Source organism: Pseudomonas sp. 313, from assembly GCF_000316965.1.
In the GTDB taxonomy this organism is placed as follows: Bacteria; Pseudomonadota; Gammaproteobacteria; order Pseudomonadales; family Pseudomonadaceae; genus Chryseomonas; species Chryseomonas benzopyrenica.
The window spans coordinates 42160-68977 of the sequence record NZ_ANBZ01000014.1; the positions used below are offsets into that span (position 1 = coordinate 42160).

The window sequence follows — 26818 nt, forward strand, 5'->3', positions numbered from 1 at the left end:
AGTGGGATTCGTTTGACCTAATTTCTTCTTGTAGGATTTGAGTGGTCGGGGGTTTAGTTCGCTTGTGTAAGTATTGATATTTGGGGGTTGGTCAGCTCGTACTAAAGGTAATGTTTGGCACTTGTTTTTTAGGAGTGCCAAACGTTATTAGGAAAGGGTGTTGCTATGAGTCTTAGCGTGTGGCGTTATTTACTAGTGTCTTAAGGGAGCTGAAGTTCAAGTGTTGCACGCGGTTACCGTCAGGGAGTTCTGCTTTTGATTTAAACTGGGATACAGTTTTCCCTAAATCTGAAAGTATATTTACAGCTTCGACACTAGATAGGTTTTTTGCTCTCTTCTTTTCTAGCCTATTTAAGTACGCTCTGTAGCCAGGAACTTCCAGGTCGGGGCGCAGCTTGATGAATGTTGAGAGTAGGCACCAAGTGGCATCGGAAGTTTTGGAAAATGCTTCGTCAGCATAATCGCGATGCAGTGCGGCTAGTGTTTTGTCAATTGCGGCAAGATACATAACCGCACTTGGAATGTCTAATCGCAATATTTCTGCTTCATCAGAAATGGTAAACAAAGCAAAGGTAACGCTTTCTATCAAGTTTCTCGCTTCAAGTTCACAAAGAGCCCATTCATGGTAAAATCCTTGCTCCGGGGATTTGCCCTGAAAACTCTCGAATAGTTTTAGGGCATCAGTAAAGCTTCTTTCTTTTCGATAAAATTTTGCGACTTTCGTAAGTAGTTTATAATTGTTTGGGTCTGTTTTTAGTAGTGCCTCAGATAGCTGAACGGCAACCACGTTTTTGCCTTTTTCGAAGAACGCGTCGGCCATTTTAAATCTCCAGAATTCAAAATTAGATACGCGTTCCAACTTGGCTTTCTGTTCTGCTGCTACCGCGAGTTCAATGAATAGAGCTGCGGTATCGACATCAAAGTTTCGTTCTAGGACAGCTACTATTGCCTGAGCGATATAGCGATGCCGTGTAAAGATTGTTGTGGATGTCCCGGTGGCAGCGGCCTCATCACCTAGTTTGTTTAGCACGACTCTCTTTAATTGTGGTATTGCCATTCCCATGGCTGCACTTAAGACGTCGTATGTAAGCTTGTCAAAACCTTCAGCGTGCATTACTGCAATATAGGCCAGTGCGTTTCTTAAGGTTTTTCCGTCTGAAACTTCTTTTTCACCAAGCCTTGCAAGCATGGCTTCTGCGTGGTCCAGAAGTTGGCCATTGTGCCTGCTAAGCAAGAGCGCACCGAAAAATGCTCCTTCGTCACGTTTTGATTCTTGTCGCGCATAATATCGAAGCTTTTCCACTCGGCTGTAACTGTCTAAGTTATTTAGGCCGCCATCGCCAAGTCCAGCTTCTCCATAAGCCTCCCAAGAGTGTACTATTTTCTCAGCATCGACCTTGCTCAAATCTTTTAAAACGATCTCTTTGTATGCGCAAGAAAATCCCCAAGATAAAGAGTCAGCTTCGCTAGCCCTCCAATCCGAATCTCGACAAGCGAGCAAAACATCTATGCGTCCTACATACCCAGGGCATCCGGATTCGATGAAGCTTAAAATCGCTTTTGCTTCTTGATCCGCATCATCTATAACTACAAGCCAATCGTTATGTTCGTTTAACATTGGCAGGAGAGCGTCTATTTTGAATGGGCGTTGGCTGTTTTTTCTAAATAAAATATTTTTCTCATTTTCTTGTTTTATTATTTCGTAACTTGCTTGAAGTAGGGCGGTAGTCTTCCCTTCACAACCTGCTCCTAGTAAGGTGCATACTACAGGTAAGCCTGATGCATTTGATTTTAATCTATGAAATTCGGTGCATAAGCGAGTCACAATTTCCCTTTTAGGTATTGATGTGGAAATTGCTATTTCCCAGTTAGGGTTGGCTCCATCGAAAAAGAAAACCGCTTGGCTTTCTGTAAGAGGTTTAGTTAGTTTTTTGAGACTTTCAAGCTGAATGGTTTCCCACCCGCCGAAAGGTAATATCTTTTTATTGCTTTGATTTGGTGTGGTAGTAAAATTCTTTGGAAGTTGAAAGACCCATTTGTCCCCTGCTCGATGAGTTTCAGGAAAGCCAGCGGATTCTAGCTTCCAATTTTGTTCATCAAAATCCCAAACGAACGGTTGAAGGCTAATTGTTTGGGTGTCGAGACTGGCCTCGCCCCATAAAATACTATTCTTCCATTTGCTACCTTCTGGTGCCTGGAATGAGGCACCGGCTTGCACTGTCATAAATGATGCGCCGTTAGCATATTCCGGCTTGCCCCAGACCTTGTGCATGTGTCCGTGAAGATATACAACATTATATTTTGCAAATAGTGACTTGATCGGCTCGGCATGGATTGGGTGTAGCCAGTCTAAGGGGTGGTGCCCTAGTACTAAGGTTAAATCGCATCCAACAGCTTTGCTAAGTACGCCTCTAACGAGAGGCAGTCCTGGCGTTAATAGTCCTTTGTCGCTTTCATCGCGACAAAGCCAAGAGGTGTTGATGCCGATCAGTCCAACAGTTAATCCATTTAAAGAGATATTGTGGATATAAGCTCCCGCTTCCTGCTCAAAAGCGGTCGAAAATGAGGTGTGAGAGTGATTGATAAAATTCTTTATACGATCAATAAGCATTGATCGATCTGCATGGGATTCTTTTGTTGGCTCGAAGTTCCCATCGAACTTAAGGTGCTCTTCTCGTCCGAAATTTCGGCTGACTGTCCGCTGAACATCATGGTTGCCAGGAATTATAAAGACATTATCTAGGTAGTCGCTACCAAAGTTTTCCGCTATTGGTAGTATGACGTGTTCGTTGAATAGTTCGTACTCGTCAGGTGCGCCCGAGTTCGCAATGTCGCCAGTGATAAATATGAAATCTGGTTTGCGATCGATCAAACTTTGTTTAACAGCGTGTTCGATGATTTTACTTGCCATGAAGGGTTGTTGGTATAAGTTATGAGGTTTTTTTCCAAAATGAAAATCTGATAGATGTAACCACTTAATTGATTTCATGACTCTTCCTTTTAGCAGTTTTAAGTTGTTGCATTTAGGTTTGTTTAGGCTTAAGTGTTATATGGTTGTGCTTTCCTTGACGCCTTGCTGGTGATTTTATAATTGGTAGATAATCGTTCTTTGGATTATTCTATTTGGTATCCGTGATTGTGTTTGGGAGCAGCTATAATTGGCTGAGTGATAGGCTCTCTGAGGTTAAATCTTTCCGAAAGATTTACATTGATCACTGTAAAAGGTAATCCAATCAGGCCGATTTTTGTGAACTCACGATGCGGCCAAATTAAATTTGCCGCCGTTCCACCAGAAGTTGAATAGCATTGATTGACTAATAGTGAGGATGAACTGCGCAGGCGAGTTAGCTCCTTCCCCATCTTGTACCGGGCAAGATAGGCTGCTGACACCTTTCTCCACAACCCAGACCATGTTCCGTGGGGTAAGGCGCCATAGCGGCACCGGAGCTGCCTTCATCTATAGCGTAGCCTTGCTTGAAGCAAGCATTCAGGAGCCGAGGGGCAGTAATAACTTGGCGAGGTGTAGGTGCGAAAGGGTTGGCGGGCGATGTAGGGTTTTGGGTTTCCGCAATTTCATAGGGGAGCTTTCCTACAGACCCAGGATGCAGTGAGCGCTGCACCCAAAGCCAGTCGAGCCAAATTAGGGCGACAGGCACCAGTAGCCAGACGAATAGCAGGGGAGAGTGCTGCGCCTTGCTGCGGCGAAGGTAGTCGGGAACGGCGTCGAATTCGGCGATGAGCGCGGCGCGGTAGTCCTGCTCGGTGTTGCCGTGACAGTCTTTGGGTGGCATGGCGGCGTCCTGGCCGGGGCCGAGACGAGGGATCGTATCGGCTGCTTCCTTGTGATGGAATTCACGTTAGGCGGCGGGCCGTAGGGCGTCAAGACTGGCAAAGGGCCGTGATAAGACGTCGTGCCACGCAGAAGTCCAACGATTTAGCGAACGAGGCAGGCGAAACGGCGGGCTGAAGCGGGTGCCGGGTAGGATGAGGTGGTGAGGAGGCGTCGGCGCCGCAACTGTCAGCGCCGACGAACTGCCCCCACGACCGCCCAAACGGTCGCAGGGGCAGGGCTTAATCCACTGCCTTGACCATCTCCTCGATGACCTTCTTGGCATCGCCAAAGACCATCAGGGTCTTGTCCAGGTAGAAGAGTTCATTATCCAGGCCCGCATATCCGCTGGCCATGGATCTCTTGTTGACGATGATCGTCTTGGCCTTGAAGGCTTCGAGGATGGGCATGCCGGCGATGGGTGAGGTGGGGTCGTTCTTGGCCGCCGGGTTGACCACATCGTTGGCGCCGAGCACCAGCACCACGTCGGCCTGGCCGAATTCGGAGTTGATGTCGTCCATCTCGAACACCTGGTCGTAGGGCACCTCGGCCTCGGCCAGCAGCACGTTCATATGGCCGGGCATGCGGCCGGCCACCGGGTGGATGGCGTATTTCACCGTCACGCCGTTGTGCACCAGCTTTTCGGTCAGCTCCTTGAGCGCGTGCTGGGCGCGGGCCACGGCCAGGCCGTAGCCGGGGACGATGATGACGCTGTCGGCATTGCCCAGCAGGAAGGCGGCGTCGTCCGCCGAGCCGGATTTGACCGGGCGCTGCTCCCCACTGCCACCACTGGCTGCCGCTTCCGTCGCCCCGCCGAAGCCGCCGAGGATGACGTTGAAGAAGGAGCGGTTCATCGCCTTGCACATGATGTAGGAGAGGATGGCGCCGCTCGATCCCACCAGCGAGCCGGCGATGATCAGCATGGAGTTGTTGAGCGAGAAGCCGATGCCGGCGGCGGCCCAGCCGGAGTAGCTGTTGAGCATGGAGACCACCACCGGCATATCGGCGCCGCCGATGGGGATGATGATCAGCACGCCGATCACGAAGGCCAGGGCCACCAGCACGGCGAAGGCGCCGAGGTTGCCGCTGAAGGTGAAGACCAGGCCCAGGGCGAGGATGGCCAGGCCGATCACCAGGTTGAGCGGATGCTGGCCGGCGAAGCGCACCGGGGCGCCCTGGAACAGGCGAAATTTGTACTTGCCGGAGAGCTTGCCGAAGGCGATCACCGAACCGGAGAAGGTGATGGCGCCGATGGCCGCGCCGAGGAACAACTCCAGGCGGTTACCGCTGGGGATCGGCTGGCCAAAGGTGGCGACGATGCCCAGGGACTGCGGCTCGACCACCGCGGCGATGGCGATGAACACCGCGGCCAGGCCGATCATGCTGTGCATGAAGGCCACCAGCTCAGGCATCTTGGTCATTTCCACGCGCTTGGCCATGTAGGCGCCGGCGCTACCGCCCACCAGCAGGCCGACGATGACGTAGCCGATGCCCTGCACCGCCAGCTCGCTGCCGAGCTTGTGGATCAGCGCCAGGGTGGTGAGCACCGCGAGGGTCATGCCGGCCATGCCGAAGGCGTTGCCGCGGCGCGAGGTGGTAGGGTGAGAAAGGCCCTTGAGCGCCTGGATGAAGCACACCGAGGCGACGAGGTAGAGCAGGGTGATGAGGTTCATGCTCATGTCAGGGCTTCTCCGCCGAGGCCTTGGGGGCCTTCTTCTTGAACATTTCCAGCATGCGGCGGGTGACCAGGAAGCCACCGAAGACGTTGACCGCCGCCAGGGCCACGGCCAGGGTGCCCATGGTCTTGCCCAGCGGGGTGACGGTGAGGGCGGCGGCGAGCATGGCGCCGACGATGACGATGGCGGAGATGGCGTTGGTCACGGCCATCAGCGGGGTGTGCAGCGCGGGGGTGACGTTCCAGACCACGTGGTAGCCGACATAGATGGCCAGCACGAAGATGATCAGGTTGTAGAGGCCGTCGGAAATCAGATCCATGGGGGCAGTCCTTTAAAGGCAGAGGGGCCGGGCTGGGGCTCAGGCGTTCTTGCGGCGCAATTCGCCGCCGTGGCACATCAGGCAGGCGGCAACGATGTCGTCGGCCAAGTCGAGGTGGAAGGCCCCGTCCTTGAGCACCAGCTTGAGGAAGTCCAACAGGTTGCGGGCATAGAGCGCCGAGGCGTCCGCCGGCACCCGGGCGGCCAGATTGCCGTAGCCCACCAGGGTGACGCCGTGCTTGACCACCACCCGGTCCAGCTCGGTCAGCGGGCAGTTGCCGCCCTGGCTGGCGGCCAGGTCGATGACCACGGAGCCGGGCTTCATCTCGGCCACGGTGGCTTCGTGCAGCAGGGTGGGGGCGCGGCGACCGGGAATCAGCGCGGTGGTGATGACGATGTCGGCCTGCTTGGCGCGCTCGTGCACGGCCTTGGCCTGGCGCTCCATCCAAGTGGCCGGCATGGGCCGGGCATAGCCGCCGACGCCTTCGGCGCACTGGCGCTCCTCGTCGGTCTCGAAGGGCACGTCGACGAACTTGGCGCCGAGGGATTCGATCTGCTCCTTGACCGCCGGACGCACGTCCGAGGCCTCGATCACCGCGCCGAGGCGCTTGGCGGTGGCGATGGCCTGCAGGCCGGCCACCCCGGCGCCAAGGATCAGCACCCGCGCGGCCTTCACCGTGCCGGCGGCGGTCATCAGCATGGGCATGAAGCGCGGATAGTGGTCGGCCGCCAGCATCACCGCCTTGTAGCCGGCGATGTTGGCCTGGGAGGAGAGCACGTCCAGGCTCTGGGCGCGGGAGGTGCGCGGCGCCGCTTCCAGGGCGAAGGCGGTGAGGCCGCGGGCGTTCAACTGCTCCAGGGTCTCCTGGGCGAAGGGGTTGAGCATGCCGATCAGCACGGCGCCGGGCTTCATCAGCGCCAGCTCGGCGGCATTGGGCGCCGCCACCTTGAGCACCAGGTCGGCGCCCAGGGCCGCGGCAGCATCGCCGAGCTGGGCGCCAATGGCGGCATAGGCCGCGTCGGGCACGCTGGCGCGCTCGCCAGCACCCTGTTGCACCACCACCTGGTGGCCCTGGCCGATCAGTTTCTTGAGGGTTTCGGGGGTCGCGGCCACGCGCGTTTCCCCCGCACCGGTTTCCATCGGGACGCCGATCAGCACGGGTGTCACTCCTTGTTATTCGTGCCGCCACAATGGGACCTGGGGCAGCGGGATGACTGTCCGGAAACGACGGGGAGCTTTTGGAAAAGCGACAGGCGCGCCGTGTTGGCGGCCTGTTTGGGACTCAGCTCAGACCCGGTGAGCGGGGCAGGGCGGCGAACCAGTCCAGGGCGCGGTCCCACAGGGGCTGGGCGCTGGCGCGGAAGTAACCCATGTGGCCGATGGCGCCGCCGTGCTGGCGGGGGTCGAGGTCTTCGCGCTGCAGGTCGACGTTGCGATAGGCCTGCATGAAGGCATCGCGCGAGCGCGGCGTGGCCCAGAGGTCGTCCAGGGCGTTGACCGCGACGATGGGGGTGCGCACCTCGGCATAGCCGGCCTCGATGCCTCGCATGGCCGGGTCGTCGAAGAAGTAGTGGGGGTAGCTGCACCAGTGACGCCACTGGCGATAGACGTCGCGCGGCAGGTCTTCGCCCAGGCCCAGGGCGCTCCAAGGGCAATAGCCTTTCCACCAGGTCAGCACCGGCAAGACCAGCTTCCACATGCCCAGCACCTTGAGGCGTTCGAGCGGCGGCATGTAGCCGTGCCAGCCGGCGCTGGTGCCGAAGACGTAGAAGCCGGCGACCTTGGCGTGATTGGGCAGCAGGCCGAAGGCATGGCCGCCATAGGAGTGGCCGACCAGGTAGAGAGGGACGTCGCCCTGGGCCATGGCGTCCACGGCGGCGGCGAGGTCCTGGCGCGCCCAGTCCAGCAGGTCCATGCGAAAGCCCTTGAGCGAGGCCGGTGCCGAGCGGCCGACGCCGCGATAGTCCAGGGTCAGGGTCTCGAAACCGCGGGCCGCGGCGTGCTGGGCGAAGCGGCGGTAGAAGCCCTGGGGCACGGCGGTGGCGCCGGCGACGATCAGCCGTCCTTGCAGCGGCTCCTGGGCGGGATAGCGACTGGTGCTGAGGCGATAACCGTCCGCGGTGATCAGGTCCTCGACGAGGGCGTCGCTGGGCATGGGGTGGTCCCTATGACAGTTGTTATAATGCCTGGACGGTAGATTATGACGACTGTCATAGCAAGGAGAATGAATGACCGAGCAGTCGACGGTGCGGGAACGGGTAGTGGTGGCCGCGTCGGCCATGCTGGCGCAGCACGGTCTCAATGCCACCAGCATCCGCGAGACCATCAAGCGCGCCGAGGCGCCGCTGGGGTCCACCTATCATCACTTCCCTGGCGGCAAGCACCAGCTGGTGGTGGAGGCGGTGGAGCTAGCCGGTGCCCAGGTCAGTCGCGATCTGGAGCGGCAGCTGCAGGCCGGGGCCCTGGCGGGGATCCAGGGCTTCCTAAGGCTCTGGCGTGACATCCTGCTGGACTCGGATTTTCGCGTCGGCTGCCCGGTGATGGCGGTGGCGGTGGAAGAGCCGGTGGACGAGATCGCCCAGCGCGAGCTGGACGCGGCGGCGGGCATCTATCGCCGTTGGGAGGCGCGCTTGCAGGTGGCGTTGGTCGAGCATGGGCATTCGGCCGAGGCGGCCACGGGGCTGGCCACGCTGCTGGTAGCGGCGGTGCAGGGGGTGATTCCGCTGTGTCGTGCGCAGCGCTGCATTGAACCCTTCGACCGGGTCGCCGAACGTCTGGTGGCGCTGGTCTAGCGGGAACGCCACCGGGACTGGCGGACTCCACCGAAGGCACTTCTTTTATTGGAGTACCTCATGAATCCCGAACCCGCGGACGACAAGCAGACCCCCCACGACTACGACGAATACGGCGATGTGCCGGATTCGGCGGACACCACCACCGCCGAAGAGCGCGAGGACCTGGACGACAGTCCCTTGAGTCCCAAGCGGTAGCGGACTGGTGTTTGGCGCCTGGACAAGGCTGCGCCGTTGTCCACGCTACGAGGTGCCACGATGCCGGCCCCTCGTTGGGCTTCGCTGCGCTCATCGCCAACCTACGTCTGGCGTAGGGTAGAAAACCGCAGGGCGTTTTCCACGCATCGCTGCTCTTGGCTAGCACCAAACCTGACCGCTATCTATTGAACCGCCCCCTCTCCCTCTGGGAGAGGGTTGGGGTGAGGGTAGCCGCCCTCTGTTGGGCTTCGCTGCGCTCAGCGCCAACCTACGTTTAGTCTGGCGTAGGGTGGAAAACCGTAGGGCGTTTTCCACGCATTGCTGCGCTCGGCTAACGCCAAACCTAAAGGCTATCCACGGAGCCGCCCCCTCTCCCTCTGGGAGAGGGCTGGGGTGAGGGTGCTCACCCTTTGTTGGGCTTCGCTGCGCTCAGCGCCAACCTACGTTTAGTCTGGCGTAGGGTGGAAAACTGCGCAGCGTTTTCCACGTAGTGAGATTCTCTGATTACTCCACGCGTGCTCTTCATCGGCATGACCATTTCCTCACCCCCGTGCCCGTTCAAAACGGGCACGGCGATGTCAACGCGGATGAAGGGAGCTTTCAGTCGGCGGCGACGGTGCGCTGGTGCTGCTCGCCCAGGCCCTGGATGCCCAGGCGCATTTCCTGGCCGGGCTTGAGGTACACCGACTGCGGCTTGACGCCCATGCCCACGCCCGGCGGGGTACCGGTGGAGATGACGTCACCCGGCTGCAGGCTCATGCAGCGGCTGAGGTAGGCAATGATCTGCGCCACCGTGAAGATCATGGTGCGGGTGTTGCCGTTCTGGTAGCGGTGGCCGTCCACCTCCAGCCAGAGGTCGAGGTTCTGCGGGTCGGCCACTTCGTCGGCGGTGACCAGCCAGGGGCCGAGCGGGCCAAAGGTGTCGAAGCCCTTGCCCTTGTCCCAGGTACCACCGCGCTCGATCTGCCACTCGCGCTCGGAGACGTCGTTGACCACGCAATAGCCGGCCACGTGATCCAGGGCATTGGCCTCGTCGATGTAGCGTCCGGCCTTGCCGATCACCACGCCCAGCTCCACTTCCCAGTCGGTCTTGGTCGAGTCGCGGGGTATCTGCACGGCGTCGTTGGGGCCGCAGATGGCGCTGGTCCACTTGTTGAACACCACCGGCTCCTTGGGCACGTCCAGCCCGGATTCGGCGGCGTGATCGGCGTAGTTGAGGCCGATGCAGATGAACTTGCCGACCCGACCCACGCAGGGGCCCAGGCGCGGTGAGCCGTCCACCAGCGGCAGACTGTTCGGGTCCAGCTGACGCAGCCGGGCCAGGGACTCGGCGCCGAGCGCCTCGCCAGCGAGATCGGCCACCTGGCCGGAGAGATCGCGAAGCCGGCCCTGGGCATCCAGCAGACCGGGTTTTTCCTGGCCCTGGGGGCCGTAGCGCAAGAGTTTCATCGGAGCTCCTATGAGGGGAAAAGGGTGCGGACGAAAAACGGCGTCAGACGCTCCAGCCGCCATCGATCACCTGGGCGGTCCCGGTGACGAAGGCGGCGGCGTCGGACGCAAGATACAGGGCGAGGGCGGCGATCTCTTCCGGGCGGCCCACGCGACCCATCGGCTGGCGGGCGGCGAAGGCGGCCTGAACCTCGGCTTCGCTGCGGCCTTCGCGGGCGGCCTGGTCGGCGATGCGCTGGTGCAGCGAGGGAGAGTCCACGGTGCCGGGGCAGATGGCGTTGCAGCGGATGCCCTGGCCGACATAGTCGGCGGCCACCGACTTGGTCAGACCGATCACCGCCGCCTTGCTGGCGCCATAGGCGCAACGATTGGCCACGCCCTTCAGGCTGGAGGCGATCGAAGCCATGTTGATGATGCAGCCGCCGCCCTGGGCCAGCATGCCGGGTAGCACGGCGCGGATCATCCGGTACATGGCGGTGGCGTTGAGTTCGAAGGAGAAGCGCCAGGCCTCTTCGTCGCAATCGAGGATGCTGCCGGCATGGACGTAGCCGGCGCAGTTGAACAAGACGTCGAAGCTGCCCAGCTCGGCGACCAGAGCCGACACGGCCGCGGCATCGGTGACGTCGAGCACCCGGGTCTGCAGGCCATCCAGGCTGTCCAGGGCGGCGGCATTGATGTCGGTGGCGATGACCTCGGCACCGGCGCGATGGAAGGCGAGGGCGGTGGCCCGACCGATCCCCTGGCCGGCGGCGGTGACCAGAACGCGTTTGCCTGCATGACTCATGCGGGAGACCTCTTGGCTGGCTTTTGTTATGGATCGCCTGACCGCCAATGGTCATGGGTCAGGCCGTCGGTCGTATTGTTTAGACCCCGTCAGGTTCACAGGCAAGGATTTTTTCGCGACACAATGCGCGACCTGAACGAGGCGGCAGTACCCCTTTCGGTGATCGGAAAGGTCAGGTTCCAACGATAGATCGCTGTCCGACTCCGCGTTCTCACCGCCGCCAAGTAGCTGCCGGGCAGCTTCTCTTCCGACACCCATCTGTACGGACCTTTCGCGGCTTGGCTGTGGCTGGTCCGGCCTGGGCTCCACCGGTGACAATCGACTCTTTGCCCCAAGAGCCTGCCGCCATGTCCCTCGTTTTCCATCAGGTCGATGTCTTCGCCCAGCACCCCCTGGAGGGCAATGCCCTGGCGGTGGTCTGCGGTGCCGATCAACTTTCCACCGAGCAGATGGCCGCCCTGGCGCGCTGGACCAATCTGTCGGAGACCACCTTTCTCCTCGAACCCACAGATCCAGCCGCGGACTACCGGGTGCGCATCTTCACCCCGGTCCGCGAACTGCCCTTCGCCGGCCATCCGACCCTGGGCAGCTGTCATGTCTGGTTGCGCGAGGGCGGCCAGCCGCGCGGCGGCGAGGTGATCCAGGAATGCGGCGCGGGCCTGGTGCCTATCCGCGCCGCCGGGGACGAGCTGGCCTTCGCCGCGCCGCCACTGCTGCGGGGCGGGCCGGTGGCGCCCGAGGTGCTGGCGTGCATCGCCCGTGGCACCGGCCTTTCGCCCGCACGCATCCAGGCCAGCCAATGGGCCGACAATGGCCCTGGTTGGGTCGCGGTGCTGCTGGAGAGTCGCGAGGAACTACTGGCGATCCGCCCGGACTATGCGGCGCTGGAAGGCCTCAACGTCGGCCTGATCGCACCCTGGACGGGCAGCGCTGCCGAGGCGCAGTTCGAGGTGCGCGCCCTAATGGGCGAGGAATTCGCCGAAGACCCGGTCACCGGCAGCCTCAACGCCAGTCTGGCGCAGTGGCTGATCCCGGCGGGCCTGGCCCCGGAGCGCTACCTGGCCAGCCAGGGGACGGCCATGGGTCGCCGTGGTCGGGTGCGGGTGGCCCGCATCGCCGACCGCATCTGGGTGGGCGGTGCGGTGCAGGATTGCATCCGCGGTACCCTTACCCTCTAACCGCGGATCCGAGCCCGACCAAGCGTCCCTTGAAGCCGACGGCGCCGAAGTAGCGGGTATCGCCGACGTTCTGGGTCTTGAGTTCGATGACCAGCCCGCCCGCCACCGGTGCGGCACGCTGCACCTGGTGGCTGGCCTTGCCCCGCTTGTCGACCTCCAGACTCTCGCCAAGCACCCGACCAGTTGCCCCTTGGCTGGGATCTCCAGGGGCAGCAGGTGGGCCAGGGCTCTCTACGGAAGCGAAGACAGCAGATATATAACAAGAGACGGCTGAATCTTCATGATGATAGCCCCATGGCAGGGAGCGGCATCCTTTGTGCAGCGTTCCGGCCTCTTCCCAAGGAGCAACCCATGGCCCACGCCTTCGAGAGTACCGACGCCACTGCCCATCAGCTTGATCTGAATACCCCAGCCATCCGCCAGGCGCGCATCGATCTTGCCGCCTGCTTTCGTATGGCCGCCCGCCTGGGGCTGGGCGAGGGCATCTGCAATCACTTTTCCTTCGTGGTGCCGGGCCACGACGAGCTCTTCATGGTCAATCCCTATGGGCTGGCCTTCGCCGAGGTGACCGCCTCCTCGCTGCTGATCTGCGACTTCGACGGCGGCGTGGTCATGGGCGAAGGCGCGCCCGAAGCCACCGCCTTCCATATCCACGCCCAGCTGCATCGGCTCAATCCGGGCGCGCGGGCGGCTTTCCACACCCATATGCCCCACGCCACGGCGCTCTGCCTGCTGGAAGGCGACCCCTTCGTCTGGGCCGGGCAGACCGCGCTGAAGTTCTATGACCGCCTGAGCGTGGACGAGGACTACAACGGCCTGGCGCTGGACGCGGCCGAAGGCGAACGCATCGCCCGGGCGGCGGGTGACGCGGCGGTGGTCATGCTGAAGAATCACGGACCCCTGGTGCTGGGACCGAGCATCGCCGAGGCCTGGGACGATCTCTACTACCTGGAGCGCGCCGCCGAGGTGCAACTCAAGGCCATGGCCAGCGGCCGACCACTCAAACCGGTGGCGCCAGCCATCGCCCACGCCGCCTGCCAGCAGATGCTGCAGGGCAATGCCGACAGCGCGCGCCTGCACCTGGACAGCGTGAAGCGTCAGCTCATGCGGTTGGAGCCGGATTATCGGGACTGAGCGGGGCGGTCAGCCGCCGCGGAGGCGGCGCTGGGGCACGGCCTGAGGCTGAGGGGTAGAGCGGTCCAGGGAGTCGATTACGACACTGGGCAGCTGGGCATCCAGCTGCTCGACCAGGCGCTCGCGCAACTGGCGCTTGATCGTGCGGCTCAGGTCGAGCTGTCCATGATGATCCAGGGCCAGAAAGCCCTGCCGGAGCATCTCGATGGACAGGGACGGGGCCTCCGCGCCGAGGGGGCAGACATCGAAGGCGAGCGACGAGGCGGTGGCTGACGGCATCCTGGTGATCATGGCTGTCCCTCCTGGACGAGAGCCTCATGATGCCAGGGCCGGCGAATGTCGCTGCAGTGGCAAAGCGCGGACCCGTGGACTGTTGCGCATTTTGTCGACGCGAAAAAAAGCCCGGGATCCTCCCGGGCTGAAAGCGCAGATGTCAGCTTCTACGATGCCTTTCGGCACGAGGTATAGCTTGCCATCGTCCGGCTTATGGCTGGCTTAACGTGATTAGCGAATCAACGAGGCCAGCAGGGCCATGCAGGCGATCAGGGTAAAGATCAGCAACAGGTGAACCAGAGAGCGCTTGTCCATAGGCTTCTCGACAACAGAGGGCACTGAAAAAAGTGATGGCGAATAGTAGCAAAAAGCCATCATTCGTAATCGCTCAGGCTGGGTTCAGCGTTCGTCGAGCAGTAACTGGATGCGTCGCTCCAGCGTATCCAGGGTGAAGGGCTTGGTCAGCACCCGCATGCCCGCCTCGAGATCCCCGGCACCTATGACATTGGCCTCGGCATAGCCGGTGATGAACAGCACCGGCAGCTGCGGCTGCAGGCCGCGCAAGGCATCGGCCAGTTGGCGACCGTTGAGCGCGCCAGGCAGGCCGACGTCGGTGACTAGCAGATCCAGATGGCTGTCGGGCGGGAGCAGCGCCAGGGCGGTAACGGCATCGGCCGCTTCCAGCACCCGGTAGCCCTGGGCGGTCATGGCGTCCACCAGCAGGGTACGGATGGTCGGTTCGTCGTCGACCACCAGGATGGTCTCGCCCTGGCCGGGCAGGTTGGGTTCGGGCTCGGGATGGACCGGGGGGCTGATCACCGGCGCCAGGCCATGGCGCGGCAGATAGAGGTGTACCCAGGTGCCCGCGCCGGGGGCGGAGTCGATGCGGATCTCGCCCCCCGATTGCAGCACGAAACCATGCACCATGGAGAGCCCCAGTCCGGTGCCCTGGCCGAGGGGCTTGGTGGTAAAGAAGGGATCGAACACCCGCGCGAGGACCTCGTCGCTCATGCCGCTGCCGGTATCGCCCACGCTCAGGCGCACGAAGTCGCCCGGGGGCAGCGCCTGGTGCTCGGCCTGGGCTTCGTCGAGACACTCATTGCCCAGGACGATGCGGATGCGACCGCCGTCCGGCATGGCGTCACGGGCATTGAGGCAGAGGTTGAGCAGGGCGTTTTCCAACTGGGAGGCGTCGATGTGCGTCAGCCACAGCTGGGGATCGGCTTCGCGCTCCAGGGCGATCTGCGGGCCGATGCTGCGCTGGATGAGGTCTTCCAGACCGATCACCAGTCGTTCCAGCGCCACCGGTTGCGGATCCAGGGTCTGGCGCCGGGAAAAGGCCAGCAGCCGGTGGGTCAGGGCGGCGGCGCGCTGGGCGGCGCTGCGGGCGGTGCCGGTGTAGCGATCCAGGTCCTGCAGCCGGCCCTGGCGCAGACGCAGGTCGAGCATCTCCAGCGAGCCGAGGACGCCGGTCAGCAGGTTGTTGAAGTCATGGGCGATGCCGCCGGTGAGCTGGCCGACGGCCTCCATCTTCTGCGACTGGCGCAGGGCCTCTTCCATGACCTGGATGCGCTGTTGTTCTTCAAGGCGCTCGGTCACGTCGTAGGCGAATTGATAGGCACCGATGGAGCGTCCTTCGGCATCGTGCAGCGGGCTGAATTGCAGTTCGTAATGGCGCCGGCCCGGCCCTTCGCCCAGCGAGATGATCTCGCTGAAGGTCTCGCCGGCAAAGGCGCGGCGCCAGTGGGCGAGGATGCCGTCGCGCAATTCGGGCCGCTGCCTGAGGCTTTCGCTGAAGGAATCGCCGATGCGCGGCCGGACCCCGATCTCCTGCTCGAAGACATCGGCGCCGGAGCCGTTGATCGCCAGCCAGCGGAAATCGAAATCCAGCACCTGGATCAGGGCGGCGGCGCCATCCACCACGTTGGCCAGGATGCGATTGGCCGCCAGGGCGGCCTGTACCCGTTCTTCGAGGGTCTCGTTGAGTTGCCGCAGAGCCGCTTCGGCCCGCTTGCGCGGGGTGATGTCCTGGAACAGCACCGCGACCTGCCGGCGACTGGCCGGCTCGATGCGAAAGGCGGTGACGTCCAGATAGCGACCGGTGGCCACCAACTCCTGCTCGAAGCGGATGGCTTCGCCGGTCCGCAGCACATGGCCGTAGCGATCGAGCCAGGCCTGAGCCTCGTCGCCGACCATGTCGCGCAGCTTCTGGCCGACCACGTCGGGGATGCCGGCATGGGCGGTATAGGCTGGATTGGCCTCGACATGGACATAGTCGCTCAGCGGTCCATGGGGGCCGTCGATGAATTCGATGACGCAGAAGCCCTCGTCCATGGCATTGAACAGGAACTGATAGCGCTCGCTGGCCAAGGTGGCGGCGCCTTCCCGGGGCGCCGCGCACGCGTCCAGCTGCTGACGCAGGTGACGATTGCTCTGCTCCAGCTCGGCGAGGCGCGCCAGCAGGGAGGGGGTATCGGCGAAGGACACGGCAGGCTCGGCAGAAAAGATGAGGCGACGGCTTCGCTTCAAAGATGGGGCATTAGACGTCCGCGGGCGCGAAAGTGCCAGGCGCGTCACAGATCCTTCGCCCCTGTATTTCTCGCCTGCCCGCGCTCATTCGAGGCGCAGGGAGGACGGGGTCGGGCAGGGTGTTTACCCCCAGACGAGATGGCTGACCACTCTGCTTTGGGTGGATTGACACCTTTGAAAGTCACTCATACGATGTCATATGAATATCTGGTAACAGCTTTCCAACGACCCCGGTTCACCCCGGTCAATAACAACAAGTCAGGAAGCCCATTCAATGACTATCCAGGTCACTCCCGAGACGGAGTCCGCCCTGCGGCCGCAGGACACGCCCGTCGCCGCTACCTCACAAACCTCTCGTTTCACCCGCTATCGCTGGCTGATCTGCGCCCTGCTGTTCGTCGCCATCGGCATCAACTACATCGACCGCCAGATGATCGGCATCCTCAAGCCCACGCTGCAGGCGGACCTGGGCTGGACGGAGACCGACTACGCCAAGATCGTGTTCTGGTTCCAGTGTGCCTATGCCATCGGCTTCCTGACCTTTGGCCGCATCATCGACAAGGTCGGGGTGCGCATCGGCTACGCCCTGGCCTTCACCATCTGGACCATCGCCAGCATCGGCCACGGCATCGCCCACACCGTCACCCACTTCGTGCTGGTGCGCTTCACCCTCGGGTTCGGCGAGTCCGGCAGCTTTCCGGCCAGCCTCAAGGCGGTCTCGGAATGGTTTCCGCAAAAGGAACGCGCCCAGGCCACCGGATTGTTCAATGCCGGCACCGCCATGGGGCCTATCATCACACCTTTGCTGGTGCCGGCCATCACCCTGGCCTGGGGCTGGCGTGCGGCCTTCATCTCCATCGGCCTGGTCACCGCCCTGTGGCTGATCGCCTGGCTGCTGATCTATCGCCGTCCCCACGAGCACCCCAAGGTGAGTCGCGAAGAGCTGGCCTACATCCAGGCCGACGACGGCTCCCCGGTATCGGCCAAGCCGGCCGTCGAGACCAAGATCTCCTGGTTCAAGCTGCTGACCTTCCGTGAGACCTGGGCCTATGCCGCTGGCAAGTTCCTCACCGATCCGATCTGGTGGCTGTACCTGTTCTGGCTGCCGGACTTCCTCGGCAAGACCTATGGCCTGAATCTGAAATCCTTCGGTCCGCCGCTGATCGCCATCTACATCCTCGCCGATATCGGCTCGGTGATGGGCGGCTGGGGCTCCTCCAAGCAGATGAAGCTCGGTCGCAGCGCCAACCTGGCGCGCAAGACCACCATGCTGCTCTGCGCCCTGGCGGTCATCCCCATCGTCACTGCCCAATTCGTCTCCAGCCTGTGGCTGGTGGTGGGCATCATCGGCCTCGCCGCCGCGGCCCACCAGGCCTGGTCGGCCAACCTGATGACCCTGCCGTCGGATCTCTTCCCCAAGGAAGCCGTGGCCTCGGTGATCGGCATCGGCGGTACCGCCGGCGCCATCGGCGGCATGCTGATGACCACCTACAACGGCTACATCCTGGAGATCTTCAAGTCCTACCAGCCGATCTTCATCGTGGCCGGCAGCGCCTACCTGGTGGCCATCGTGGTCATCCATGTGCTCACGCCGCGCCTCAAGCCGGTGCCGCTGGAGCGCATCTCGGTAGACTGATCGTTAGCGTCCGAGGCACACACAGCCGCCGGGTCATCCCCGGCGGCTTTTTTCATGCCGGTGGCTGTCCGGATCGCGCAGGGCGCTGTCCTGCTCGCGAGCGCAGCGGCCAGGGTGGCCGGTCAGACTCTGGGGCCTAGCCCTGGAGTCTCCCATGCTCAAGCAACCCCAGACCAAGTACCAAGCCTTCGCCGCGCCCCACCTGCCCGATCGCCAATGGCCGGGCCGTCAACTGACCGAGGCGCCGCGCTGGTGCTCCACCGATCTGCGCGACGGTAACCAGGCGCTGATCGAGCCCATGGGACTGGAACGCAAGCGGCGCTTCTTCGCCTTGCTGCTGGCAGTGGGTTACCGGGAAATCGAGGTGGCCTTTCCGGCGGCGTCCCAAACCGATTTCGCCTTCGTGCGCGAACTGGTCACGGCGGACGGGCTGCCGGACGATCTCTGGCTGCAGGTGATGACGCCAGCGCGCCATGAGCTGATCGACCGCACCTTCGCGGCCCTGGTGGGCGTACCCCGGGCCATCGTGCATCTCTACAACGCCACCGCGCCGCTGTTCCGTCGGGTGGTGTTCGACCAGGATCGCGCCGCCACCCTGGCCATGGCGGTCGCCGGGACCCAACGCGTGCGCGCCCGGTGCGATGCCCAGCCGGAAACGGCCTGGACCTACCAATATTCACCGGAGACCTTCTGTTTCACCGAGGCGGACTTCGCCCTGGAGATCTGCCAGGCGGTCCGCGAGGCCTGGCAACCGTCGGCGGAGCGCCCGCTGATCCTCAATCTGCCGGCGACGGTGGAGGTGGCCACCCCCAACGTCTATGCCGATCAGATCGAGGGTTTCATCCGCGGCCTGGGGCCGGCGCCCCATGTGACCATCAGCGTCCATCCGCACAATGACCGGGGCACCGGGGTCGCCTGCGCCGAACTGGCCCAGCTGGCCGGGGCGACGCGGGTGGAAGGCTGCCTGTTCGGCAATGGCGAGCGCACCGGCAACGTGGACCTGGTGACCCTGGCGCTGAATCTCTACAGCCAGGGCATCGCGCCGGGGATCGACTTCTCCCGCCTGGAAGAGGTGGCCAGCGTGGTGGAAGCCTGCAACCAGCTGACGATCCACCCGCGCCATCCCTATGGCGGTCGTCTGGCCCTGGCCGCCAGCTCGGCGCAGCGCGCGGCCCTGGGGCTCATCGATCCAGCCGAGCTGGGCCGGGTGGCGGGCTAGGGCCGGCGGGCAGTTCCGTCTGGCCCCGATAGGCCGAGGGCGACACGCCCAGCACCTGGCGGAAGCGGGTGGCGAAGGCGCTGGGACTGGCATAGCCGTGGTCCAGGGCCACGTCGACGATGGCATGGCCGGCGGCCAGCGAGGTGAGACTGGAATCCAGTCGCGCCCGCTGCAGCCACTGCCCGAAACTCAGGCCGGTCTCCTTGAGAAACAGCCGGCTCAGGGTGCGTTCGCTGACCGCCAGCCGCTTGGCGGCCCGGGTCAGCGTCCAGCGTTCGCCTGGGTGCTGGCGCAGGTGGCGGCAGAGGTCGGCGAGCGTGGCATCCACCGGCCAGGGCAGGTGCAGCCCGGCGGTGGGCGAGCCCTGCAGTTCGTCGAGCATCAGCTGCAGGATATGCCGGGCGCGGCCCTCGGCTGGCCTGTCGACCGGCAAGGGTAGGGCGGCGAGGATGAGTTCCCGCAGTAGCGGCGAGACGGCGATCAACTGGCAGCGCGTCGGCAGCTCGGCGCGCACCCCAGGATCGACGAACAGGGTGCGCACCTCGACCCGGCCCAGCAGGTGCAGGTCGTGCTCTTCGCCGGCGGGCACCCAGACCCCCCGTCCGGGTGGCACCACCCAACGGCCCTGGGCGGTATTGACGATGACCACGCCGCAGAGCGCATGGATCAGCTGCGCCTGGCGATGGCGATGGGGCGGCACCCGTTCGCCATGGGCGTAGTCCTGGGCCACGGCGTGCAGGCCGTTGCATGAGCTGAAGTCGATGAGCCTGGTCATCAGCAGGGTGCGCGGCCGGCCAGCCACTTGCCCAGCAGGGCATCCAGCTGCTGCTGCTCGGCCTCGCTGAGGGTGGCCAGGGCGCGGCGTTCGTTGTCGACGTGGGCGGCCATCAGCCCGTCGATCAGGGCGAAGCCCGCGGCGGTAAGGGCGACCAGGGTACTGCGGCGATCCTCGGGATTCTTGCGCCGCTCGATCAGGCCGGCGCGCTCCAGGCGGTCGAGGCGATTGGTCATGCCGCCCGAGGAGATCATGGCCGATTCATAGAGCACCGTCGGGCTCAGGGCATAGGGTTCGCCGGCGCGCCTCAGGGTCGCCAGGACGTCGAATTCGCCATAGTGCAGCCGGTGTTCGTCGAAGAAGGGCTGCAGGACATCGCGACTGAGCATCTGGGCCACCTCACCCAGCCGACCCACCAGGCGCATGGGCAGGGGATCCAGATCGGGGCGCTCGCGGTGCCACTGGTCTACGGCGAATTCGGCGCGATCGGCCATCGGCTTACCTCGGGAATATATCTTGATGTTAAGATACTTCTCGTCAAGAGAAATACCGCGTCACTTTGGAGATTGTCCATGCTTTCCGCGTCATCATCATCCCCGACCACGCCCGCACCGCGCCAGGATGCCTTCCTCGCCGTGTTCTTGGTGCTGCTGGTCGGCCTCAATCTACGGCCCATCCTGGCCGCTATCGGTCCGCTGCTGGATGGCATCCAGGCCGCGACCGGCCTGGAAGGCAGTGGCGCCGGGGCGCTGACCACCCTGCCCATCGCCGCCATGGGGCTCTGCGCCCTGGGTGGCGCGCGCTTACAGGTCTGGCTCGGTGAGCGCCGCGGCATCGCCCTCGGCCTGCTGCTGCTGGCCCTGGCCAATGCCTTGCGTTGGGAAGAGCCGAGCGGCCTGGGGCTGATCCTCACCGCCGCCCTGGGCGGTGTCGGCATCGCCCTGGTACAGGCGCTGATCCCGGCCTATATCCGCCGCTGCCATCCGCAGCGCACCAGCACCCTGATGGGGCTCTACACCACCGGCATCATGGGCGGCGCGGCCGTGGCGGCGGCCACCGCGGCACCCCTGGCCGAGCAGTGGGGCTGGGCCCAGGGTCTGGCGCTCTGGACCCTGCCGGTGCTGCTGGCGCTCGGCATCTGGCTGGCCCTGGCCCGTCCGGATGCGCCGGCGCAGGATGCTGCACCTCGCGCACAACCCTGGCGTCAGCGCCAGGCCTGGCTGTTGCTGGCCTTCTTCGGCATCGGCACCGCGGCCTACACTCTGGTGCTGGCCTGGTTGCCGCCGTACTACACCGGCCTCGGCTGGCAAGCCGCCGACAGCGGTCTGCTGCTGGGCGGCGTGAGCCTCGCCGAGGTCAGCGCCGGTCTCTTGCTGTCGGCCACCATCGCCCGGCTGCGCAATCGCCGGCCGCTGGTGCTGGGCGTGCTCGGCGTGGTGCTGGTGGGACTGCTGTGTCTGGCGCTGGCGCCGCTGCAACTGGCGGTGCCCACCGCCATCCTGCTCGGTCTGGGCATCGGCGCGCTGTTTCCGCTGTCCTTGATCCTGGCGATGGACCAGGTGCGCGATCCCGCCGAGGCCGGGGCCCTGCTCGGCTTCGTCCAGGGCGGTGGCTATCTGATCGCTAGCCTGGCGCCGCTGGCCGCCGGCATCCTGCGCGACCATCTGGATAGCCTGGCCAACGCCTGGCTGCTGATGGCGGTGGGCGTGGTGCTGCTGATGGGCCTCGGTCTGCGTCTGACCCGACCCGCGCGGCCGGTCTTGGCGCGCGGCTGCCAGCAGGCCTAGCCGTGTAAACCTAGACCGCGCGCGGCAGGCGCAACTCCACCCGGAGGCCGCCCCGGGCGCGATTGCTGAAGCTCAGGGCACCGCCCAGCCGGCGGGCGATGGTCTCGACGATGGCCAGCCCAAGCCCGGCGCCCTGGGGATTGCCGGCACTGTAGAAGCGATCGCACAGCCGCGTGAGCTCGGCCTCGTCCACCCCGGGGCCGCGATCCTCCACCCGCAGCAACACGCCGTCGTCCTGGCTGGCCTCGATGCCGACCTCCACCGCACTGCCGGCAGGGGCGAAGGCCAGGGCGTTGGTGACCAGATTCTGCAGGGCGATGGCGATGGCATCCGGATCGCCCAGCACCGGTGGTCCGGCCTGGGCCGCCAGCACCAGTTCCACCTGATGCTTGAGTGCCAGGGGCGTCAATTCCGCCAGCTCTTCGCGCACCAGGGGTTCCAGGTCCAGCGCCTGGACCTGGGCGGCGCCGGGTTCCAGCCGCGCCAGGGTCAGCAACTGGCTGGCCAGACGGGTGGCTCGACCGACGCCCTGGCGCAGATAGCCCAGGGCTTCCTCGCGTTCTTCCGCCGTCTCGGCGTGCTGGGCGTTCTGCGCATGCAGATCGAGGATCGCCAGGGGGGTACGCAATTCATGGGCGGCGTCGGCGATGAAGCGGCGCTCGCGCTCGAGCAGGGCGCGCAACTGGGCGAGCTGGTGATCCAGGGCGCCACGCATGGGCTGCAACTCCGGCGGCAACGGTCCGGCCGGCAGCGGCGCCAGGCTGTGGGGGTCGCGCTCGCGCAGCTTGCGGGCGAAGTGCTGCAGCGGGCGCAGGCCCCAGCCCAGCAGCAACCAGAGCACCCCGACCAGCAGCGGCAGGCCCACCAGGGTCGGCCAGAGGGTATGGCTGACGATGCGCTGGATCAGGTCCTGGCGCAGGTCCTCGCGCTCGCCGACCCAGATGCGCAGGCCGCCATTGGCGGTACGCACCAGCATTCCGCACCATTCGCGACCGTTGTCGAACACCTCGTGCAGCCCCTCGGGCGGCACCTCGGCCAACCGCGGCGCCTGGCCGGACCGGGCCAACAACTGGCCGTCCGCGCTCCAGATCTGGAAGGTCAGCTGATTCTCGTAGGGGTGCGCTGGTACGCTGCCGGGAACGGGTTGCATGGCCCGGTCGAACACCCGGATCAGCTCCGGCCAGCGATCCGCCGCTGGCGTACCGGCCTGCAGCAGGCCTTCCAGCAGGCGCGCGCCCTGGACCAGCTGGGCGTCGTAGATGCCCTCGATCTCGCGATGGCTGTCGCGCAGGGCCAGCAGCGCGAGGGCCAGACTGCCGGCCAGCACCAGGGCCAGGGTGGGGGCGAGGATGCGGGTACGGATGGCGATCATGGCTGACGCTCCAGCAGATAGCCCACCCCGCGCACGGTGCGGATCAGGCCGCTGTCGAGCTTCTTGCGCAGGTTGTGGATGAGCACTTCCAGGGTGTTGCCCGAGGCCGCTTCCTGCCAGCCATAGAGCGCATTGCTCAGCCGCTCGCGGGTGATGACGGCGCCCGGTCGCAACAGCAGCTGGTGCAGCAGTTGATACTCCATGGGGGTCACCATCACCTCGGCGCCGCGATAGTGCACTGCCTGGCTGGCCGGATCGAGGCTGATGCCAGCGTGCTCCAGCAGCGGTTGCGCTCGGCCACAGCTGCGGCGGATCAGGGCCCGCAGGCGCGCCTTGAGTTCGTCCAGGTCGCAGGGCTTGACCAGATAGTCGTCGGCGCCGGCATCCAGGCCCTGGATGCGATCGGCCTTGGCATCGCGGGAGGTGAGTACCAGCACCGGCACATGGCCGTCGGGTTGGCTGCGCAGGCGGCGCAGCAGATCGAGGCCGTCCAGCCGTGGCAGACCCAGGTCCAGCAGCACCAGGTCGAAGCGCTCGGACGCCAGGGCGTGCTCGGCGGCCAGGCCGTCGGCCACCCAGTCCAGGGTATAGCCCTCGCCGCGCAGGGCCATGCGGATGCCCTGGGCCAGGGCCGCATCGTCTTCCACCAGCAGTACCCGCACGCCTGTCTTCCTCGCTCTGCCATGCCGCCAGCCCGTCATCATCGCCGCGAACACCGGGCGCCGGCGAGGGCGACTGTTACCAGGCGTTGCATGCCGAGGCTGGTCTGAACAGTCGCCGAGCGAAGGTCAGGCGAGGCGCAACGACCAACGGGAGTAACAACCAATGGCTGGCTCGAAGGGTGAGCCCAGCGAATCACATCCATGAGGAAGCGGATCGGCCTCGCACGCGAAGTTACGGGTGGTAAATGAGCATTCCGACCCAGCGGGTTTTTAACGCAGCCTGGGCTGGCGCAGGCACTGTTCAGACAAGTCTAGGCGCAGTGCCCGTCGAGGGTGCCGGGCGGATCCACCTGCACCGTCACGTGCTGCAGCCCATGGCGACTGCGCAGCAGCTCGCCCACCAGGGTCGGTAACCGCAGCGGATCGCTGCCCGGCGCCGGGGTGATGTGCAGGGTGGCGATGCGGGTTTCGTCGGTCAGGGTCCAGACGTGCAGGTGACCCACCTCGGCCACCTCCGGCAGGGCACGGACCGCCGCCGTGGCACCGGCCGTGTCGAATTCCCTTGGCGCGGCCTGCAACAGCACCGCGCCGGCATCGCGCACCAGGGTCCAGGCCGATTTGACGATGAGCAGGGCGACCAGGATCGACAGCGCCGGATCCAGCCAGGTCCAGCCGGTCCAGAGGATGCCCAGGGCGGCGGCGATGGCGCCCACCGAACCCAGCAGGTCGCCGGCCACGTGGAGCAGGGCGCCGCGCAGGTTGCTGTCGTCCTTGTGCCCGCCGTTCAGCACCAGAAAGCCGACGATATTGACCACCAGACCGATCACCGCCACCACCAGCATGGTGCCGGACAGCACCTCGGTGGGCTCGCGCAGCCGCATGATGGCTTCCCAGCCGATCCACAGGACCAGCAGCAACAGCGCGACGCCATTGGTCAGGGCGGCGAGGATGCGCACCCGGTGGAAGCCATAGGTGAAGCGGGCATTGGCCGCCTTGGCCGCCACGCGGTAGGCCACCAGGGCCAGCAGCAGGGCGGCGGCATCCGAGACCATGTGCCCGGAATCGGCGATCAGCGCCAGGGAGCCGGACCACCAGCCGCCCACGGCCTGGACGATGGCGTAGCCAAAGGTCAGGACGAAGACCAGCTTGAGCTTGCGCTCGTTGTCGGCGGTGACCCGCGGGGCATGGGCGTGACCATGGCCGTGATCGTGGCCATGCTGGTGATCGTGATCGTGATCGTGATCGTGATCGTGATCGTGGTGCGGGGTGGAGCCACTCATCTACAGGTCTCCGAAGGGTTGAGGAGGCAGCGGGCAATAGCCTTTCTGTGACCATCCTGAAGCCTGAAGTGACTTCAGGGTCAAGCCGGTCGGCTGGTATCTGACCTCTCGGCTCATCTGTTACCGCGCATGAGCCGCTAAGACTTCATTAAGGTTCGCCCCTCAGGGTAGCGGCTCCCTGTCGCTGGAGCCCGCCATGCCCGCTTGCCTTTGCCTTTCCTCGCGCATACGCAGGGCACCCTGATGCTGCTCGCAGCCTTCTCCCGTCCCCGTGCCTCGGGCTGGCGGCCCTGGCGCAATCTGCTGCTGCTCAGCAGTCTGAGTTGCCTGCTGTTGCTGGCCGACGACGTCCTGCAGCAAGGCTTCACGCCAAACAACCGCGCCGAGCTGGAAGCGGGCTATGTGGCCGCGCTCTGGGTGTTCAGCCTGGCGCTCTGGTTGAGCCATCTGCCACGCCTGGCAGTAGCCATCCTGCTGGGGTTCGCGCTGATGCAGCTGCTGCAGCTGGGCAACCTCAGCTTTTTCGGCGAGCCGCTCAGCGCCATCGATATCCAGGCTTTACTGGGCGACACCGCCGAGGTGCGCCACACACTCTGGCTCAGCCTCCCCGAGCACTGGCCGGTGCTCCTCTGCGTGGGCCTGCCCTATGGACTGCTGATCGCCTTGCATCTCTACCTTCCGGGCCGGGTGCCGCTGCCGGCCAGTCGCTGGGCGCTGCTGCTGATCGCCGCGGTGCTGCTGTCCAAACCCTATCGCGCCACCTATCGCAACCTCGATGCCTTCGTGCCCAGCCCCAGTCGCAGCGGCCTGCACAACAGCCTCAATGCCTTTTCCGCCTGGGCGGTGCGCCTGGCCGGGCGTGATGACGTCGTCCTGCCGCCCACCGCCTATGCGCCCTATGGGCTGGCCCAGGTGCCCAGTACCGCGCGACACGTCTGGCTGGTGGTGGCCGATTCCCTGCGCAGCGATCGGCTGGGCGCCTTTGGTTACGAACGCAATACCACCCCTAAGCTTTCGGCCTACCTGGCGGACAATCCCCAGGCGCTGATCCGCCCCGGGGTAGCGGCAGGGGTGGCCACCGACGTCAGTCTGCCCTATCTATTGAATCCCATCCGCGAGCCGGGCCAGGACCAGCGGTTGCGCAGCGGCGAGATCAATCTGTTTCGCTTCGCTCAGGCCGCCGGCTTTCGCACCCATTGGCTGTCGTCCCAGGAATCCAAGTTGCTGGCGCACCTGGGCAGTCGCCACCTGGACGTTTCCATCACCCGCGAGGACCATCCGCTGCGCTTTCTGCAGCGCCAGGATCGCGCCCTGCTGGAGATCCTCGACGAACAGCAGTGGGCGCCACGCAATTTCGTGGTGCTCAACCTGCGCACCGCGCACCTGCCCTATGCGCAGAACTATCGGCACGAGACCACGCCCGCGCCCTGGCCGGACAGCGGCGCCGAGGGCCAGGCCAATGCCTACGACAATTCCCTGCACTACCTGGATGGCCTGCTCGCCGAGATTCTCGCCGACTTCGATCGTCTGGACGGCGAGCGTTATCTGATCATCACCGGCGATCACGGCCAGCGGCTGGGGGAGGGTGGTTACTGGGGCCACAACGACCTGGTGCCCGAGGTCAGCGATGTCCCAATGATCGTGGTGGCGCGCGATGCCCCGACCGAGGCCCTGGCCGAGCTGCAGGACGAGCGCTGGATCAGTCACTACGAAGCTGGCAGCTGGCTGGCGGAGCGCCTGGGTACCCGCATCGACAATCCCAATCGCCGCCCGGGCGAGTACTTCGTCCACGGCAAGCTCTTGTTCAGCGATAACTTCGTGCAGCGCGTCTGCGAATCGCCCACCGGCCTGGTGCACCAGGCGCCGCAGCAACTGAGTAAGTTGCTGCTGGACACCTCGGCGGCGCCCTGCGGTTAGTGCCGTTGT

The 26818-nt window shown here is 64.1% G+C and carries 23 protein-coding genes; 8 read left to right on the forward strand and 15 right to left on the reverse strand.

Features of this window, described 5'->3' with window-relative positions; genetic code table 11:
* Positions 1-172: 172 nt before the first annotated feature.
* The 5 genes from C722_RS25570 to C722_RS0100710 all read right to left on the reverse strand — a co-directional run bounded on the left by C722_RS25570 (position 173) and on the right by C722_RS0100710 (position 7979).
* Positions 173-2989 carry a metallophosphoesterase gene (locus C722_RS25570; protein ID WP_081594553.1) on the reverse strand — a complete coding sequence of 939 codons (2817 nt, stop codon included), beginning with the start codon at positions 2987-2989 and terminating at the stop codon, positions 173-175.
* 1082 nt (positions 2990-4071) lie between these two features.
* The gene (locus tag C722_RS0100695) at positions 4072-5508 is read right to left on the reverse strand and encodes an NAD(P)(+) transhydrogenase (Re/Si-specific) subunit beta (RefSeq protein ID WP_017638680.1); all 1437 of its coding nucleotides are present in this window, start codon (positions 5506-5508) and stop codon (positions 4072-4074) included.
* Between the two features lies 1 nt (position 5509).
* On the reverse strand, positions 5510-5824 hold the full coding sequence (locus C722_RS0100700) for an NAD(P) transhydrogenase subunit alpha (RefSeq protein ID WP_017638681.1): 315 nt from the start codon (positions 5822-5824) through the stop codon (positions 5510-5512).
* Between the two features lie 39 nt (positions 5825-5863).
* Entirely contained in the window at positions 5864-6982 is a 1119-nt protein-coding gene (locus C722_RS0100705) for a Re/Si-specific NAD(P)(+) transhydrogenase subunit alpha (protein ID WP_017638682.1), read from the reverse strand.
* Between the two features lie 124 nt (positions 6983-7106).
* Entirely contained in the window at positions 7107-7979 is an 873-nt protein-coding gene (locus C722_RS0100710) for an alpha/beta fold hydrolase (RefSeq protein ID WP_017638683.1), read from the reverse strand.
* Positions 7980-8052: 73 nt separating this feature from the next.
* Here C722_RS0100710 and C722_RS0100715 point away from each other — a divergent pair, with 73 nt between their 5' ends.
* Positions 8053-8616, forward strand: coding sequence for a TetR/AcrR family transcriptional regulator (locus C722_RS0100715; RefSeq protein WP_017638684.1), 564 nt, complete (start codon positions 8053-8055; stop codon positions 8614-8616).
* A gap of 60 nt (positions 8617-8676) precedes the next feature.
* Positions 8677-8814, forward strand: coding sequence for a hypothetical protein (locus C722_RS26385; protein ID WP_017638685.1), 138 nt, complete (start codon positions 8677-8679; stop codon positions 8812-8814).
* A 600-nt stretch (positions 8815-9414) separates the two neighbouring features.
* On the opposite strand, the gene C722_RS0100725 is transcribed toward C722_RS26385, so the two are convergent.
* Both C722_RS0100725 and C722_RS0100730 read right to left on the reverse strand, forming a co-directional pair.
* Positions 9415-10263, reverse strand: coding sequence for an ureidoglycolate lyase (locus C722_RS0100725; protein ID WP_017638686.1), 849 nt, complete (start codon positions 10261-10263; stop codon positions 9415-9417).
* A gap of 43 nt (positions 10264-10306) precedes the next feature.
* The gene (locus C722_RS0100730; protein ID WP_017638687.1) at positions 10307-11047 is read right to left on the reverse strand and encodes an SDR family oxidoreductase; all 741 of its coding nucleotides are present in this window, start codon (positions 11045-11047) and stop codon (positions 10307-10309) included.
* Positions 11048-11394: 347 nt separating this feature from the next.
* Here C722_RS0100730 and C722_RS0100735 point away from each other — a divergent pair, with 347 nt between their 5' ends.
* On the forward strand, positions 11395-12225 hold the full coding sequence (locus C722_RS0100735) for a PhzF family phenazine biosynthesis protein (protein WP_017638688.1): 831 nt from the start codon (positions 11395-11397) through the stop codon (positions 12223-12225).
* On the opposite strand, the gene C722_RS0100740 is transcribed toward C722_RS0100735, so the two are convergent.
* Positions 12215-12400 (reverse strand): hypothetical protein, encoded by a 186-nt coding sequence (locus C722_RS0100740; RefSeq protein ID WP_017638689.1) that lies wholly within the window; start codon positions 12398-12400, stop codon positions 12215-12217. The genes C722_RS0100735 and C722_RS0100740 overlap by 11 nt on opposite strands.
* 176 nt (positions 12401-12576) lie before the next feature.
* On the opposite strand from C722_RS0100740, the gene C722_RS0100745 reads away from it, so the two are divergent.
* Positions 12577-13359, forward strand: coding sequence for an aldolase (locus C722_RS0100745; protein ID WP_017638690.1), 783 nt, complete (start codon positions 12577-12579; stop codon positions 13357-13359).
* Positions 13360-13368: 9 nt separating this feature from the next.
* On the opposite strand, the gene C722_RS0100750 is transcribed toward C722_RS0100745, so the two are convergent.
* Complete coding sequence (locus C722_RS0100750; protein ID WP_017638691.1) at positions 13369-13650, reverse strand: hypothetical protein; 282 nt, start codon at positions 13648-13650, stop codon at positions 13369-13371.
* 381 nt (positions 13651-14031) lie between these two features.
* Positions 14032-16119, reverse strand: coding sequence for a PAS domain-containing sensor histidine kinase (locus C722_RS0100760; RefSeq protein ID WP_017638692.1), 2088 nt, complete (start codon positions 16117-16119; stop codon positions 14032-14034).
* A 316-nt stretch (positions 16120-16435) separates the two neighbouring features.
* On the opposite strand from C722_RS0100760, the gene C722_RS0100765 reads away from it, so the two are divergent.
* Entirely contained in the window at positions 16436-17797 is a 1362-nt protein-coding gene (locus C722_RS0100765) for an MFS transporter (RefSeq protein ID WP_017638693.1), read from the forward strand.
* Between the two features lie 154 nt (positions 17798-17951).
* Positions 17952-19016 carry a 2-isopropylmalate synthase gene (locus tag C722_RS0100770; protein WP_017638694.1) on the forward strand — a complete coding sequence of 355 codons (1065 nt, stop codon included), beginning with the start codon at positions 17952-17954 and terminating at the stop codon, positions 19014-19016.
* Here C722_RS0100770 and C722_RS24430 read toward each other — a convergent pair.
* On the reverse strand, positions 18979-19791 hold the full coding sequence (locus tag C722_RS24430) for a helix-turn-helix transcriptional regulator (RefSeq protein ID WP_051226125.1): 813 nt from the start codon (positions 19789-19791) through the stop codon (positions 18979-18981). The genes C722_RS0100770 and C722_RS24430 overlap by 38 nt on opposite strands.
* Positions 19791-20285, reverse strand: a complete 495-nt coding sequence (locus C722_RS0100780; protein WP_017638696.1) for a MarR family winged helix-turn-helix transcriptional regulator — start codon at positions 20283-20285, stop codon at positions 19791-19793. The genes C722_RS24430 and C722_RS0100780 overlap by 1 nt, the downstream gene beginning before the upstream one ends.
* 78 nt (positions 20286-20363) lie before the next feature.
* Between C722_RS0100780 and C722_RS0100785 the strand changes: the two genes are divergently transcribed.
* Positions 20364-21578: an MFS transporter gene (locus tag C722_RS0100785; RefSeq protein WP_026083554.1), complete on the forward strand. Its 1215-nt coding sequence runs from the start codon at positions 20364-20366 to the stop codon at positions 21576-21578.
* Between the two features lie 10 nt (positions 21579-21588).
* Here C722_RS0100785 and C722_RS0100790 read toward each other — a convergent pair whose 3' ends face one another.
* From C722_RS0100790 to C722_RS0100800, 3 genes are all read right to left on the reverse strand, one after another.
* Positions 21589-22950, reverse strand: coding sequence for an ATP-binding protein (locus tag C722_RS0100790; protein WP_017638698.1), 1362 nt, complete (start codon positions 22948-22950; stop codon positions 21589-21591).
* On the reverse strand, positions 22947-23612 hold the full coding sequence (locus tag C722_RS0100795) for a response regulator (RefSeq protein WP_017638699.1): 666 nt from the start codon (positions 23610-23612) through the stop codon (positions 22947-22949). Before C722_RS0100795 ends, C722_RS0100790 begins: the two co-directional genes overlap by 4 nt.
* Before the next feature lie 311 nt (positions 23613-23923).
* Positions 23924-24892, reverse strand: a complete 969-nt coding sequence (locus tag C722_RS0100800; RefSeq protein WP_017638700.1) for a cation diffusion facilitator family transporter — start codon at positions 24890-24892, stop codon at positions 23924-23926.
* 243 nt (positions 24893-25135) lie between these two features.
* Here C722_RS0100800 and C722_RS0100805 point away from each other — a divergent pair, with 243 nt between their 5' ends.
* On the forward strand, positions 25136-26809 hold the full coding sequence (locus C722_RS0100805; protein ID WP_037062852.1) for a phosphoethanolamine transferase: 1674 nt from the start codon (positions 25136-25138) through the stop codon (positions 26807-26809).
* The last annotated feature ends 9 nt before the right edge of the window (positions 26810-26818 follow it).